This window comes from Streptomyces sp. NPDC027672 (genome assembly GCF_055566335.1).
In genome coordinates, this window is record NZ_JBVHSO010000020.1 from 62,185 (window position 1) to 75,913 (window position 13,729).

Genomic DNA, 13,729 nt, shown 5'->3' on the forward strand with positions numbered 1-13,729 from the left:
TCCCGTCAGACGGACCGACGGGACTCCGGGGCCACGAGGGACGGAAGGGGTTAGGCCAGCCGCGGGATCTCGATCGCCGGGCAGCGGTCCATCACCATCTCCAGACCCGCCGCCCGGGTCCGCTCGTACGCGGCCTCGTCGACGACACCGAGCTGGAACCACACCGCCCGCGCGCCCTTCGCCACGGCCTCGTCGGCCACCGGGCCGGCCAGCTCGCTGTTCACGAACACGTCGACCACGTCCACGTCGAACGGGATGTCCGCGAGGGAGGCGTAACCCGGCTCGCCGTGCACCGTCTCGGCCTTGGGGTGCACCGGCACGATCCGCTTGCCGAACCGCTGGAGCACCTGCGCCACGCCGTACGCGGCCCGCCGCTGGTTCGCGGACAGGCCGACCACCGCCCAGGTGTCGCCCGTCTCGGTCAGGATCCTGCGGATCGTCGCTTCGTCGCCGTACATCGGCCGCCTCCTCGTCACTGCGGGAACTGTGTGCCGGGGCAACGCCGGACCGGCGGTGCGGATTCCCTCCGTACCCCGCCACGCTGTCCGGAATCGGCGCAAGCCGCTGCATACGGCCGCGCGCCCGCCTACGCTCGCCCCGTGCTGCGCATCCTCGACGCCCGAACCGGTGAACCCGTCCCCGCCGCGCCCGCCCGCCGCGGTCTGACCCGTATCGAAGCCCATGCCTCCGGCCTGGATCCCACGGCCCTGCGGGTCCTGCTCACCGCCGACCTGCTCGTCCGTGCCCTGGAAGTGGGCGGCACCCCGGTCTGGACGGCCCTGAGCGCCCCGCGCCACAAGGCGGAGCTGCGCACCGCCGCCACCCGCCTCGCCATCCGCCCCTTCGAGGACGGCCGCGACCTCGCCTCGGGCCTCGGCGAGGCCCAGGCCATCCACGTGATGTGCCCGGACGTCACCGGCACGCCGGGGGAGGGGCCGCTGGTGTCGGTGGCCGGGGCCGAGTGGACACCGGGACCGGAGAACGCCGGGAACACCGAGAACACCGAGAACGCCGGCGGGGGCACAGAAGGGTGGCCCACCGGCGGCCCCAGCGGCCCCAGCGGCCCCGGCGCCCCCGGTCCGCTCGGCGCGCTCCTCGCCGATCCCGCCGCCCTCCGCCTCGCCCTGCTCGCCGTCCCGCGCGGTGAACCCGTGCGGCTGGACCGGGCCGCGCTGGACGACGCCGCGGACCGCCTCTCCCGCTGGCGGCGGGCCGTCGCCGGCTGGGCGCGGCGGCCCTCGCGGCCGGTCCCCGGCGAGGTCCGCGAGCGGCTGCGCGCGGCCTGGGAGGACGACCTCGACCTGCCCGCCGTGCTCGGCGTCCTCACCGAGGTGGCGAACGCGTCCGGCATCCCGGACGGCGCCCGCTTCGAGACGTACGCCTACGCCGACCGCCTGCTCGCCCTCGACCTCACGCGTGACATCGGCGGACCCGCGTGAACCGGCCGGCGGGCGGGGGTCCGCTGCGCCGGCTGGTGGTGCTGCGCCACGCCAAGTCGGCCTGGCCCGAGGGCGTCGAGGACCGCCTCAGACCGCTCGCCCCGCGCGGGCTGCGCGACGCCCCGGCCGCCGGCCGCGCGCTCGCGGCCGGCTCCCTGCCCGATCTCGCCCTGTGCTCCACCGCCGTACGCGCCCGCCGTACCTGGGAGCTGGTCGCCGCCGAGTGGGCCACCCCGCCGCCCGTGCGCCACGACCGGCGGCTGTACGGGGCCGGTGTGCCGGAGCTGCTCCAGGTGGTGCGCGAGGTGCCGGCCGAGGTGCGTACGCTGCTGCTGATCGGGCACAACCCCGGCCTCGCGGAGCTGGTGACGGAGCTGGCCGCCGACGGCCTCGACGACGCGCTGGAGCGGGTGCGGACGAAGTTCCCGACCTGCGCGGTCGCCGTCCTCTCCTGGCACGGCAGCGGCTGGCCGGCGCTCACCCCGGGCTCGGCCCTGCTCACCTCCTTCACGGTCCCGCGCGGAAAGAAGCGCTGACCGGGCGGGCACCCGGCGCTCGCATAGGCTGGCGGGATGCAGGACGAGTACCGCACAGTGGCCCGCGCGGGCGTGCACGAGACCGAGATCAACCGCTCCCGCTTCCTGTGCGCCCTCGCCCCGGCCGCCACCGAGCGGGAGGCCCAGGAGTTCGTCGCCGCCGTGCGCAAGAAGCACGCCGACGCCACCCACAACTGCTGGGCGTACGTCATCGGCGCCGACGCCTCCGTACAGAAGGCCAGCGACGACGGCGAACCGGGCGGCACCGCCGGCGTGCCCATGCTCCAGATGCTGCTGCGCCGCGACATGCGGTACGTGGTGGCCGTGGTCACCCGCTACTACGGCGGTGTCAAGCTGGGCGCGGGCGGGCTCATCCGGGCCTACGGCGGCTCGGTCGGCGAGGCCCTGGACGCGCTCGGCACGCTCACCCGGCGCCGCTTCCGGCTGGCCACGGTGACCGTCGACCACCAGCGCGCGGGCAAGGTCCAGAACGATCTGCGCGCCACCGGACGCGAGGTGCGCGACGTCCGCTACGGCGAGGCCGTCACCCTGGAGATCGGTCTGCCGGACGCCGACGTGGACGCCTTCCGGGCCTGGCTCGCGGATGTGACGGCGGGCACGGCCGGCTTCGAACTGGGCGGCGAAGCGTACGGAGATGCCTGACAATCGGCGCCAATCGGGCATAACGCCCCTGGGGGTGGGCGGTCGTGACGGGCCGGTACGGGAGTAACCGCCCGTGATGTCAGACCCGGCGGTTAGTCTCGGGGCCCATGAGACTGCTGCACACGTCGGACTGGCACCTCGGCCGGGCCTTCCACCGGGTGAACCTGCTCGGGGCCCAGGCCGAGTTCATCGGTCACCTCGTCACCACCGTGCGTGAGCGCGAGGTCGACGCGGTGGTCGTGTCGGGCGACGTGTACGACCGCGCGGTGCCCCCGCTCGCCGCGGTCGAGCTGTTCGACACCGCGCTGCACCGGCTCGCGGACCTCGGCGTGCCCACGGTGATGATCTCCGGCAACCACGACTCGGCCCGCCGCCTCGGCGTCGGCGCCGGACTCATCGACCGCGCGGGCATCCACCTGCGCACCGAACCGTCCGCCGCCGGCACTCCGGTGATCCTTGAGGACGCCCACGGCGAAGTGGCGTTCTACGGCCTGCCGTACCTCGAACCGGCCCTGGTGAAGGACGAGTTCGGCGTCGACAAGGCCGGCCACGAAGCCGTGCTCGGCGCCGCGATGGACCGCGTCCGCGCCGACCTCGCCGGCCGCGCGCCGGGCACGCGCTCCGTCGTCCTCGCCCACGCCTTCGTCACCGGCGGCCAGGCCAGCGACAGCGAGCGGGACATCACCGTCGGCGGGGTCGCCGCCGTACCGGCCGCGGTCTTCGACGGCGTGGACTACGCGGCCCTCGGCCATCTGCACGGCTGCCAGACCCTCACCGAGCGCGTGCGCTACTCCGGCTCGCCGCTCGCCTACTCCTTCTCCGAGGCCGGCCACCGCAAGAGCATGTGGCTGGTCGACCTGGACGCGGACGGCGCGGTCACCGCCGAACGCGTCGACTGCCCGGTGCCGCGCCCGCTCGCCCGGCTCCGCGGCACCCTGGAGGACCTGCTCGCCGACCCCGCGCTGAGCGGCCACGAGGACGCCTGGGTCGAGGCCACCCTCACCGACCCGGTCCGCCCGGCCGACCCCATGGCCCGGCTCACCGAGCGCTTCCCGCACACCCTCAGCCTGGTCTTCGCCCCCGACCGGGCCCCCGACGACCCCCGGGTGTCCTACGCCCGGCGCCTCGCGGGCCGCAGCGACCAGCAGATCGCCCAGGACTTCGTCGCTCATGTGCGCGGCGCCGGCCCCGACGAGCACGAGGCGGCCGTGCTGCGCGAGACGATCGACGCCGTGCGCGCCGACCACGCCGTGCGGGAGGTGGCCCGGTGAGGCTGCACCGGCTCGACGTCACCGCCTTCGGGCCCTTCGGCAACGCCCAGCGCGTCGACTTCGACGCCCTGTCCGCCGCCGGGCTGTTCCTGCTGCACGGCCCGACCGGCGCGGGCAAGACCTCCGTCCTGGACGCCGTCTGCTACGCGCTCTACGGCTCCGTCCCCGGCGCCCGGCAGAGCAGCCAGGGCGCCGGGCTGCGCAGCGACCACGCCCCGCCCGGCACCCGCACCGAGGTCCGCCTCGAACTCACCGTCGCCGGACGCCGGCTGGAGATCACCCGGCAGCCCCCGTGGGAGCGGCCCAAACTGCGGGGCACCGGCACGACGGTCGACAAGGCCCAGACCTGGCTGCGCGAGCACGACGCCCGCTCCGGCACCTGGAAGGACCTCAGCCGCTCCCACCAGGAGGTCGGCACCGAGGTGGAGCAACTGCTCGGCATGAGCCGCGAGCAGTTCTGCCAGGTCGTCCTGCTCCCCCAGGGCGACTTCGCGCGCTTCCTGCGCGCCGACGCCGAGACCCGCGCCCGGCTCCTCGGCCGGCTCTTCGACACCCAGCGCTTCGCCGACGTCGAGAAACGGCTCGCCGAACGCCGGCGCACCACCGAGGCACGGGTGCGCGAGGGCGACACGGCGCTGCTCGCCGACGCCCACCGCATGCAGCAGGCGGCCGGTGACGCCATGGAGCTGCCCGAGCTGGCCCCCGGCGACCCCGGCCTCGCCGACACCGTCCTCGGTGCCGCCGCCGTCGCCCGCAGCACCGCCCGGGAACGCCTCGCCGTCGCCCGGTGCCGCCTGGCCGCCGCCGAGTCCGCCCACACCGCGGCCCGGAGCGCGCTGGAGGAGATACGCGAACGCGCCCGCCTCCAGGCCCGGTACGCCGAGGCCCGGCAGCGCGCCGAAGCCCTCCGGGAACGGGCCGGCGCCCACGGCGAGGACGAGGAGCGCATGGCGCGGGCCCGCAAGGCCGAGGCGGTCGCGCCCGCGCTGGAACTGCGGGAGGAGGCCGACGCCGCCCACCACCGGGCCGCGGAGGCCGAGACCCGCGCGCGTGCCCTGCTCCCCGCCGCCCACGCCGGCGCGGACGCGGGCGGACTCGCCGCCGCCGCCCGCCGCACCGCCGAGGAACTGGGCGGTCTGGACGCGGCCCGGCGCGCCGAACGCCGGCTCGCCGAACTCGCCGCCGAATACACCGGACTCGACCGGCAGGAACGCGCCGACGAGGACGTGCTGCGCGAGGCCGACGCCTGGCTCGACGGCTGGGAGACCACCCGCGCCGCCCTCCAGACGCGCGTCGACACCGCCCGGGAAGCCGCCACCCGCGCCGAACAGCTCGCCGTCCAGCGCGACCCGATGCGCCGCAGGCTCGAAGCCGCCCGCACTCGGGACGCCCAGACGGCCGAGCTGGAACGGGCGGCGCAGCGCGCGCGTGAGTCGGAGCAGCGCGCCCTGGCGGCCCGCGCCCACTGGCTCGACCTCAAGGAACAGCGGCTGGCCGGCATCGCCGCCGAGCTGGCCGCCCGCCTCACCGACGGCGAGCCGTGCGCGGTCTGCGGAGCCACCGCGCACCCCGCGCCCGCGCGCAAGGTCGCCGGCCACGTCGACCGCGAGACCGAGGACCGCGCCCTCGCCGCCTCCCGCCGGGCCGAGGAACAGCACACCGAGGACGAGCGGCACGCCGGCCGGCTCCGCGAGACCCTGGCCGCCGCCGGCGCCGAGGCCGGCGACACCGCCACCGCCGACCTCGCCGCCGAGGCCGAGCTACTGGAGCGGGAGTACACCCGCGCCCGCCGGGACGCCTCCGCCCTGCACGCCGCCCAGGAGGAACTGCGGCGCGCCGAGCGGGAGCGCGAGCAGCGGCTCGCCGACCGCCAGCAGGCCGCCGTACGGGCCGCCTCCCGGCTCACCCGCCGCGACGCGCTGGAGCGCGAACAGGCCCGGCTGGAAGCGGAGTTGGCGCAGGCCCGCGGCAGCGCGGACAGTGTGGCGGCGCGCGCCGCCCAACTGGAGCGGCTCGCGGCCCGGCTCACCGAGGCCGCCGACGCCGTACGGGCCGCCGAGGGCGCCGCCGAGCGGCTGAAGGAAGCCGACGCCCGCCTCGCCGACGCCGCCTACCGGGCCGGCTTCGACACCCCGCAGGCCGCGACGGCGGCCCTGCTCGACCCCGCCGCCCACCGCGCGCTCCAGCACCGCCTGGACGCCTGGCAGCAGGAGGAGGCCGCCGTGCGCGCGGTCCTCGCCGAGACCGCCACCGCGGCGGCCGCCCGGCAGCCGGCCGCCGACCCGGCCGCGGCCGAGCGGACGGCGGCCGCCGCCGAGCGGCGGCTGCGCGAGGCGGGCTCCGCGCGCGACGCCGCCGCCCGCTGCTGCGCCGAACTGGACCGTCTCTCCGCACGCGCCGCCGAGGCGGTGCGCCGGCTCGGCCCGCTGCGCGAGGAGTACGACCGGGTGGCCCGGCTCGCCGCCCTCACCGCGGGCACCTCCGCCGACAACGAACGCAGGATGCGCCTGGAGTCGTACGTCCTGGCGGCCCGGCTGGAACAGGTCGCCGCCGCCGCGACCGCCCGCCTGCAGCGCATGTCGTCCGGCCGCTACACCCTCGTCCACTCCGCCGACCGCAGCGGGCGCGGACGCAGCGGGCTCGGGCTGCACGTCGTCGACGCCTGGACCGGACGGGAACGGGACACCGCGACCCTGTCCGGCGGCGAGACCTTCTTCGCCTCCCTCGCGCTCGCCCTCGGCCTCGCCGACGTCGTCACCGAGGAGGCGGGCGGTGTCCGCCTGGACACCCTCTTCATCGACGAGGGCTTCGGCACCCTGGACGACCAGACCCTGGACGAGGTCCTGGACGTCCTCGACTCCCTGCGCGAACGCGACCGCAGCGTCGGCATCGTCAGCCACGTCCCCGACCTGCGCCGGCGCGTGCACGCCCAGTTGGAGGTCGTCAAGGACAGGACGGGCTCGTCGCTGCGCCAGCGCGGCACGCACTGAACGCACCGGCCCCGACCTTGATCACGAAACGGTAAGGTTCACCGGCTCCGCGGCTGCTTCGCACAACCTTCCGGCTCGGCGGGCCGTCCAACCCGCGCCCGGTACCGATCAAGGAGTACCGGTTCTCGTCCGTCCAGTTGGGGGATGTCATGAGTTCTGTCTCCGTCCGGCGCGTGCTGCGCCACGGGGCGTGTGCCACGGCCGCCGGGGCGCTGCTGGCCGCCGGTCTCGGCAGCGGGGTCGCCTTCGCCGACGACGCGCAGAGCGACCAGTTGTGGATCCAGGCCCCGTCCGAGCAGCCGGTCACCGCCGCCCCGGACGGCGGTACGGCGGAGTACCGGTCGCTGGCGCTCGGCCTCTACCACGACAACGACAACTTCACCGTCACCGGCGGCCGGCTGACCGTCGACGTCTCCGGGCTCGCCGGGGTCGCCGAGGTCGCCTGGCCCGGCACGTGCGCACCGGACGACGCCGGCACCGTCGCCGTGTGCGACACCGGCGACGTGCCGACCGGCTCCGGCGCCCAGGTGCAACTGGAAGTGCGGGCCGCCGCCGGCGCCGCCGTGGGTGCGCGGGGCACCATCGCGTACTCCGCCGAGGCCACCGGGGGACCCGACGGCCGGCTCGTCGCCCCGGAGGGCGCCGAGACCGTCGTCACCGTCGGCTCCGGCCCGAACCTCGGTGTCGGCGCGTTGCGGAGCGTGTCCGGCGTCGCCCCCGGCACCAGCCTCGCCGTGCCGTTCACCGTCACCAACACCGGCGACGAGACCGCCCATGGCTTCAGCGTCAAGATGTGGGCCACCTACGGCCTCGACGTCGCGACCCGCTACCCGCAGTGCTCCTACACCGGGCCGGACGACACCGACGACGAGTACACGCCCATGACCTATGTGACGTGCTCCTTCGACACCGACGTGGCGCCCGGCGCCACCGTGGAGCTGCCGCAGCCGCTGCGGCTCGCCGTCACCGGCCACGCGCTGTACGAGCGGTTCGACTACGAGGTCCAGCCCGGCGGCGGCGCCACCGACCTCGACGGCTCGGACAACGGCAACTCCTGGAGCATCCGTGCCGCCAACACCGCCGACTTCGCCGTGCGCGGCACCGGGGTGAGCGGCGCGGCCGGCGACACCGTCACCGCCGCCTTCGAGTTCGCCAACCACGGCCCGGCCTGGGTCGGCAACGTCAGCTCCGGGGACCCGGTCGCCGTGCTCGACTTCGCCCTGCCGGAGGGCACCACTGCTGTCTCCGTGCCCGACACCTGCCACCCCGGGCCGTCCGCCGGCCACTACGCCTGCACCCTGCCGATGTGGGCCAAGCCGGACCTGACGGCCGGCTTCCCGTTCCGGCTCCGTATCGACCGGGTCGTCCCCGACGCGACCGGCCGCGTCGTCGCCCGGCCCGAGTTCGGCACGTCCTTCGCCTTCGACCCGGACAGCGGGAACAACACGGCCCAGGTCGTCGTCAACCCGTCCGCCTGACCGTGCGGGCACCGGGGGCCCGCGCCCCCGGTGCCGTGGTCAGCGGCCCAGCGGCCGCCGGGTCAGCGGGGAGGAGTACACGACACTCGTGGTCACCGAACCGAGCGCGCCGATCCGGCCCGCCACCTGCTCCAGGTGGGACATCGACCGCGCGGCGACCTTGATGACGAAGCAGTCGTCGCCCGTGACGTGGTGCGCCTCCAGGACCTCGGGCGTCGCGGCGACCAGGTCGTGGAACGGCTTGTAGTTGCCGTTCGGATAGCGCAGCCGCACGAACGCCAGGATCGGCAGCCCCAGCCGCTCGGGATCGACCACCGCCGCGTATCCCTGGATGACGCCCGCCTCCTCCAGCCGCCGCACCCGCTCGGTGACGGCGCTCGGCGACATGGACACGGCCCGCGCCAGCTCGGCGTAGCTGACCCGTCCCTCGCGCTGGAGGACTTCGAGTATGCGCCAGTCGGTGGCGTCCGGGGAATACGCGGTCATCCCGGATGGATAGCAGGGAAAACCCCGGCAGGACAAGGGCAGGGCCGTGGATCGCCCCTTCAGGGAGCGGACCGCGGACCGTAGATTTCCCGTCATGATCAACACCGTGACCGAGAACCCCGTCCTGCGCGTCGCCCCCGCCGCCCCCGCCGAGGCCGCCGCCTACTTCCGGGCGAGCCTCGCCTTCCACGCCGACGTCGCCGACGTGGCCGCCGCGCTCGCGGCCGGCGGCGACCCCGGCTTCGCCGTCGTGGACTGCCGCTCCACCGCGTCCTGGGACCAGGGCCACGTCCCCGGCGCCGTCCACCTGCCGACCGCGCTCATCCCCGGACAGGCCGGCCGGCTCCTCGACCCCGCCGTGCCGGTCGTGACGTACTGCTGGGGACCCGGCTGCAACGGCGCCGCCCGGGCCGCGCTCGCCCTCGCCGAACTCGGCTACCAGGTCAAGGAGATGCTCGGCGGCTTCGAGTACTGGGTGCGCGAGGGCTTCGGCTACGACACCTGGCGGGGTCCGGCGCGCCGGGACGCCGACCCGCTGACCGCACCCGTCGACGGCGCGTGCGGCTGCTGACCCCCACCGCCGCGGGCGCGCGGGCCGGCGCCCCGCTCAGCGCAGCCCGTCGAACGCGATGTTCAGATGGCGGGGGCCGCGCAGCACCGCGTTCGGGCGGTACGGCGGCGGGTCCTCGACCAGGCGCGGGTTCTCCAGCCGCCGGGCCAGCTCGGACAGCGCGATCTGCGTCTCCAGCCGGGCCAGCGGGGCGCCGAAACAACTGTGGATGCCGCTGCCGAACCCCAGGTGCCGGATGTCCCCGCGGTCCGGGTCGAACCGCTCCGGGTCCTTGAACCGCTCCGGGTCCCGGTTGCCCGCGGCGAGTACCAGCCAGATCCGCGACCCCTTCGGGATCGTCACCCCGCGCACCTCGATGTCGGTGATGCAGGTGCGCTGCGGCACGAGCTGCACCGGCGGCTCGTACCGCAGCAGCTCCTCCACGATGTTGACCGACAGCCCCGGATCGTCCCGCAGGCGCCCGAGGATCTCCGGGTGGCGCAGCAGGGTCAGCATGCCGTTGGTGATCAGGTTGACCGTCGTCTCGTGACCGGCGATCAGCAGCAGCACCGAGGTGCTGAGCACCTCCATCATCGTCATCGAGCCCTCCGGGCCCTCGCTGTCGACCAGATCGGACAACAGGTCGTCCCGCGGCTCCTTGGTGCGCTGCTCGACCAGCCCGGCCAGATACATGCCGAGCCGCATCCGCGCCTCCTGCGCCGCCCGCTGGGCCTCCGCCTCCGAGCCCTGCCGGGCGACCGGGTCGAGGCTCGCCACCAGCGGGTCCACCCAGGTGCGGAACTCCGGTTCGTCCTCCCGGGGCACGCCGAGCAGCCGGCAGATCACCGTCACCGGGAAGGGATAGGCGAACTGGTCGACCAGGTCGATCCGGCGCGCGTCCCCGAAACCGTCGATCAGCTCGGTGACGATCTCCCGCATCTGGCCCCGCATGCCCTCGATCCGCCGCGGCCGGTGCGGCGGCCCGAACGCGCTGTTGGCGATGCGCCGCAGCCGGTCGTGCTCGGGCGGGTCCAGCCGCAGGAACGACGGCGGCAGCCCGCCCGTCTCCTCCCGCTGGTCCAGCCCGTCCTCCCCGGCGGCGGCCAGGTTGGCGGCGTCGGAGCTGACCCGGGGATCGTGCAGCAGCGCCTCGATGTCGTAGTAGGAACTGATGAGGTACGGTCCGCCCTCCTCCTCGTGCAGGACCGGGGTCTCGCGGAGTTCCGCGTACAGCGGGTAGGGATCGGCGCGGTTGTCGAAGTCGGTGATCCGGTGGGCCATCGAGGCGTGCGGCATGGCGGTTCCTTACGGCGTCGGGGCCGTGGGTCAGTGGCGGGAGGGGTGGAAGACCAACTGCTGGTCGGCCGGCGAGTAGCCGCTGAGGGTCACCATCGGGCCGTGGGTCGGCAGCGAGGGGTCCGGGAAGCCGGCCGGCACCGGCTGCCGGCCCTCGGGACGCCGGTCCATCGTCGGGAACTCCACCGGGAACGGCGCGCCCCGCTCGATCTGCCGCTGGTAGAACTCCAGCCACCGCGTGTGGTCGAAGCTGACGGCGGCCACGACCCGGCCCTGGTGGCCGTAGACGCCGACGAACCGGCGCTCGGCCGCCGAACCCTGCGTGATCATGATCTGCTCGCCCATCGGCGGCACCCCGACCGACTTGATGTTGACCCCGAACATCGACGACCAGAAGGCCGGCATCCACAGGTGCGGCCGCCGGTCCGTGCCGTGGCAGATCATGTTGTGCGCGGCCGTCTCCGCCTGGGCGACGGCGTTGCCCCAGTGCTCCAGCGACAGGAACTGGTAACCGAACAGCGCGTGCGGGGAGCGCGCCACGTCACCCGCCACGAAGACGTCGTCCGTGACGATGCCCCGGAAGTCGAAGGCACGGCAGCCCGCGTCACAGGCGATCCCGCGGGGCCCGGCGCCCAGCCCCGACCCGGTCAGCCACTCGGTGTTGCGCTGCGAGCCCAGCGACACCACGACCACGTCCGCCTCGACGACGCTCTCGTCGGACAGGTGCACGGCCCGCACCCTGCCGACCGTGTCGCCCTCCAGGGCGGTCACCGTGACATGGGTGCGCAGGTCCACGCCGTTCTCGACGGCGAGGTCGGCCGCGACCGCGCCCACGACCCCGCCGAGCGCGCCCACCAGCGGCGCGCCCGCCCGCTCCGCCACGGTCACCGGCAGGCCCATCTCCCGGCACGCCGAGGCGACCTCCGAACCGGCGAACCCGGCACCGATGACGAACACCCGGCGCGGCCCCGCCTTCAGCCGCCGCAACAGGCCGGCCGCGTCCTCCCGGGTGCGCAGCACGCACACGCCGTCCAGCCGGGCCTCCTCCTCCTTCGGCCACGGCCGGGCGCGCACCCCGGTGGCGATGAGCAGCCGGTCGTACTCCACCTCGTCCCCGTCGGCCAGCCGGACCCGCTTCGCTGCCAGGTCCAGCCCGGTCGCCGCGACCCCGAGGCGCCACTTGGCGTCCGTGTCCCAGCGGTGCGGCAGCTCGGTGTGGTGCGGGGAGGCCATCCCGAGCAGCACGGCCTTGGACAGCGGCGGCCGGTCGTACGGCTCGTGCGGCTCGTCGCCGATCAGCGTCAGCTCGCCGGCGAAGCCCTCGGCGCGCAGCGTCTCGGCGGCCCGCAGTCCCGCCAGCGAGGCGCCGACGATCACGATCCGGCCCTCCCGCCGCAGCCACTCCACGTAGTCAGCGGCCATCGGACGCCTCCCCGGCCCGGCCCGTGCGGGCCAGGCCGTCGGCGGTGATCGCCTGCACCGGGCAGGCCGCGACGGCCCGCGCCAGCTCCTCCCGCTGCTCCTCCTCCGCGCGCGGGTTGTAGATCAGCGACTCCTCGCCGTGCATGGCGAAGACGCCGGGCGCGAGGAACGCGCACTGCGCGTACCCCTGACACTTGTTGAGATCGACGACGAGCCTCATCGACGCTCCGCTCTGTCGGTGGCGAGGTCCGGCGCACGCCCACGGCTCGCGCGGGCGGCATCCGGACGGCGGTCTTCCCCGCTCGCCAGCATGCGAGGACGCACCGGGTGCCCGCGCGGCAGGCACGCCGATCGAGTGAGCGGCCGGCGCCCTACGCGGCGTCCGGGCGCGGACCCTCCCGGCGGCCGACCGCGAGGAGGTACCCGCTGATCAGCAGCGACCACGCGGGGAAGACCAGCTCCGCCCACGGCACGTTCGACGAGACGAACAGCAGCGTCGGCGCGGTGAGCGCACCCGCGACGGTGAGCGGGCGCGGCAGCACGCCGAGGCGGTGGCCCATCACCGACAGGGAGGACACGAACACGGCCGCCATCCGCATGGCGTAGCCCGTCATCAGCGTGTACGCGAAGTGCCGGCCGAACTCCCAGGCGGCCGCCGGCGGCGGCGGGCCCGCCGGGTGGGACACCGCGAGCACCGCGCCGGCCGCCGCCGCGGCGCCGAACATCGTGGCGGTGAAGACCAGGGCGCTGCCCAGGAAGACGGTGGCGAGGAACTTGTCCTCGGCCGCGCCGACGTGCGCGCGCACCGTGCCGGTGAACCACAGGAAGAAGATCCCGGCGAACGGCACGAGCGCCAGGGCCGCACGCAGCGCCGTGCGGCGCCCGGAGTCCGCGGGTCCCGGCACGGCCGTGTCGGCCCCTTCCGGGAGACCCAGCCTGAGCAGTACGATCGCCGCCGCCAGGAGCAGCGCGAAGACGACTCCGGCCAGCCCCGCGGCACGCGGCGCGCGCAGCGCCTCCTGCCCCGACCCGCTGCCTCCCATGCCCGGCCCGCCTTCCCGCGTCGGCCCCCGGCTACCAGCCAGCCGCCCGCGCCGCGTCCGCGCCACCGGGGGACGGCCGGACGGCGGAGCGCGGGGGGCCGGGCTGAGCGCGGTCGCCTGCGGCGCGTGCGCGTTTGTGGGGGGCGGATGGCCGAGGGGGGCGACTGGGCTGGGCGCGGTGGCCCGCGTCGCGTCCGCGTCCGGGGGGAGACTGCCGAGCGGGCCGCCGCGCGGGCGCAGTCGCCCGCGCTACCGGGAGGCGGTCGGACGGCTGAGCGGCCCGTCGCGCCGGGCGCGGTCGCCCGTGCCGCGTCCGCGTCAGGGGAGACGGCCGGTCGGCCGAGTGGGGCCGCCGGGCCGAGCGCAGTCGCCCGCGCCACCGGGAGATGGCCGGATGGCCGAGCGTCCCGTCGCGCTGATCGCAGTCGCCCGTGTCGCGTCCGCGTCAGGGGAGATGGCCGGACGGCGGAGTGGCGCCGCCGGGCCGAGCGCGGTCGCCCGCGCCACTGGAAGACGGCCGGATGGCCGACTGGGCCCGCCGGACTGAGCGCGGTC

At 75.6% G+C, this 13,729-nt stretch carries 13 protein-coding genes; 7 read left to right on the top strand and 6 right to left on the bottom strand.

Annotation, left to right across the window (positions count from 1 at the left end; translation table 11 throughout):
• Positions 1–50: 50 nt before the first annotated feature.
• A complete protein-coding gene (locus ACZ4SV_RS33815; RefSeq protein ID WP_468009841.1) occupies positions 51–458 on the bottom strand; it encodes a CoA-binding protein in 408 nt (135 codons plus the stop codon).
• A 141-nt stretch (positions 459–599) separates the two neighbouring features.
• Here ACZ4SV_RS33815 and ACZ4SV_RS33820 point away from each other — a divergent pair, with 141 nt between their 5' ends.
• The 6 genes from ACZ4SV_RS33820 to ACZ4SV_RS33845 all read left to right on the top strand — a co-directional run bounded on the left by ACZ4SV_RS33820 (position 600) and on the right by ACZ4SV_RS33845 (position 8,377).
• Positions 600–1,439, top strand: coding sequence for a hypothetical protein (locus ACZ4SV_RS33820; RefSeq protein ID WP_468009846.1), 840 nt, complete (start codon positions 600–602; stop codon positions 1,437–1,439).
• Positions 1,436–1,975: a SixA phosphatase family protein gene (locus ACZ4SV_RS33825; protein WP_468009849.1), complete on the top strand. Its 540-nt coding sequence runs from the start codon at positions 1,436–1,438 to the stop codon at positions 1,973–1,975. The genes ACZ4SV_RS33820 and ACZ4SV_RS33825 overlap by 4 nt, the downstream gene beginning before the upstream one ends.
• 36 nt (positions 1,976–2,011) lie before the next feature.
• Positions 2,012–2,638: a YigZ family protein gene (locus ACZ4SV_RS33830; RefSeq protein WP_468009853.1), complete on the top strand. Its 627-nt coding sequence runs from the start codon at positions 2,012–2,014 to the stop codon at positions 2,636–2,638.
• 107 nt (positions 2,639–2,745) lie between these two features.
• Positions 2,746–3,909: an exonuclease SbcCD subunit D gene (locus tag ACZ4SV_RS33835; RefSeq protein ID WP_468009856.1), complete on the top strand. Its 1,164-nt coding sequence runs from the start codon at positions 2,746–2,748 to the stop codon at positions 3,907–3,909.
• A complete protein-coding gene (locus ACZ4SV_RS33840; protein ID WP_468009860.1) occupies positions 3,906–6,899 on the top strand; it encodes an AAA family ATPase in 2,994 nt (997 codons plus the stop codon). The genes ACZ4SV_RS33835 and ACZ4SV_RS33840 overlap by 4 nt, the downstream gene beginning before the upstream one ends.
• 149 nt (positions 6,900–7,048) lie before the next feature.
• On the top strand, positions 7,049–8,377 hold the full coding sequence (locus ACZ4SV_RS33845) for a COG1361 family protein (protein ID WP_468009864.1): 1,329 nt from the start codon (positions 7,049–7,051) through the stop codon (positions 8,375–8,377).
• A gap of 39 nt (positions 8,378–8,416) precedes the next feature.
• On the opposite strand, the gene ACZ4SV_RS33850 is transcribed toward ACZ4SV_RS33845, so the two are convergent.
• Complete coding sequence (locus tag ACZ4SV_RS33850; protein ID WP_365875704.1) at positions 8,417–8,863, bottom strand: Lrp/AsnC family transcriptional regulator; 447 nt, start codon at positions 8,861–8,863, stop codon at positions 8,417–8,419.
• 94 nt (positions 8,864–8,957) lie between these two features.
• Between ACZ4SV_RS33850 and ACZ4SV_RS33855 the strand changes: the two genes are divergently transcribed.
• Positions 8,958–9,434 carry a rhodanese-like domain-containing protein gene (locus ACZ4SV_RS33855; RefSeq protein WP_468009870.1) on the top strand — a complete coding sequence of 159 codons (477 nt, stop codon included), beginning with the start codon at positions 8,958–8,960 and terminating at the stop codon, positions 9,432–9,434.
• A gap of 36 nt (positions 9,435–9,470) precedes the next feature.
• On the opposite strand, the gene ACZ4SV_RS33860 is transcribed toward ACZ4SV_RS33855, so the two are convergent.
• The 4 genes from ACZ4SV_RS33860 to ACZ4SV_RS33875 form a co-directional block, all read right to left on the bottom strand.
• Positions 9,471–10,709, bottom strand: coding sequence for a cytochrome P450 (locus tag ACZ4SV_RS33860; RefSeq protein WP_468009873.1), 1,239 nt, complete (start codon positions 10,707–10,709; stop codon positions 9,471–9,473).
• Positions 10,710–10,739: 30 nt separating this feature from the next.
• Positions 10,740–12,131, bottom strand: coding sequence for an NAD(P)/FAD-dependent oxidoreductase (locus tag ACZ4SV_RS33865; RefSeq protein WP_365875710.1), 1,392 nt, complete (start codon positions 12,129–12,131; stop codon positions 10,740–10,742).
• Positions 12,121–12,351, bottom strand: a complete 231-nt coding sequence (locus ACZ4SV_RS33870) for a ferredoxin (protein WP_468009878.1) — start codon at positions 12,349–12,351, stop codon at positions 12,121–12,123. The genes ACZ4SV_RS33865 and ACZ4SV_RS33870 overlap by 11 nt, the downstream gene beginning before the upstream one ends.
• A 151-nt stretch (positions 12,352–12,502) precedes the next feature.
• Positions 12,503–13,174: a hypothetical protein gene (locus tag ACZ4SV_RS33875; protein ID WP_468009881.1), complete on the bottom strand. Its 672-nt coding sequence runs from the start codon at positions 13,172–13,174 to the stop codon at positions 12,503–12,505.
• Positions 13,175–13,729: the final 555 nt, after the last annotated feature.

What these genes read in the sequence shown, in the direction of transcription:
- ACZ4SV_RS33815 (WP_468009841.1), bottom strand. Translation starts at nt 458, where the DNA reads ATGTACGGCGACGAAGCGACGATCCGCAGGATCCTGACCGAGACGGGC.
- ACZ4SV_RS33830 (WP_468009853.1), top strand. Translation starts at nt 2,012, where the DNA reads ATGCAGGACGAGTACCGCACAGTGGCCCGCGCGGGCGTGCACGAGACC.
- ACZ4SV_RS33835 (WP_468009856.1), top strand. Translation starts at nt 2,746, where the DNA reads ATGAGACTGCTGCACACGTCGGACTGGCACCTCGGCCGGGCCTTCCAC.
- ACZ4SV_RS33845 (WP_468009864.1), top strand. Translation starts at nt 7,049, where the DNA reads ATGAGTTCTGTCTCCGTCCGGCGCGTGCTGCGCCACGGGGCGTGTGCC.
- ACZ4SV_RS33850 (WP_365875704.1), bottom strand. Translation starts at nt 8,863, where the DNA reads ATGACCGCGTATTCCCCGGACGCCACCGACTGGCGCATACTCGAAGTC.
- ACZ4SV_RS33855 (WP_468009870.1), top strand. Translation starts at nt 8,958, where the DNA reads ATGATCAACACCGTGACCGAGAACCCCGTCCTGCGCGTCGCCCCCGCC.
- ACZ4SV_RS33860 (WP_468009873.1), bottom strand. Translation starts at nt 10,709, where the DNA reads ATGCCGCACGCCTCGATGGCCCACCGGATCACCGACTTCGACAACCGC.
- ACZ4SV_RS33865 (WP_365875710.1), bottom strand. Translation starts at nt 12,131, where the DNA reads ATGGCCGCTGACTACGTGGAGTGGCTGCGGCGGGAGGGCCGGATCGTG.
- ACZ4SV_RS33870 (WP_468009878.1), bottom strand. Translation starts at nt 12,351, where the DNA reads ATGAGGCTCGTCGTCGATCTCAACAAGTGTCAGGGGTACGCGCAGTGC.
- ACZ4SV_RS33875 (WP_468009881.1), bottom strand. Translation starts at nt 13,174, where the DNA reads ATGGGAGGCAGCGGGTCGGGGCAGGAGGCGCTGCGCGCGCCGCGTGCC.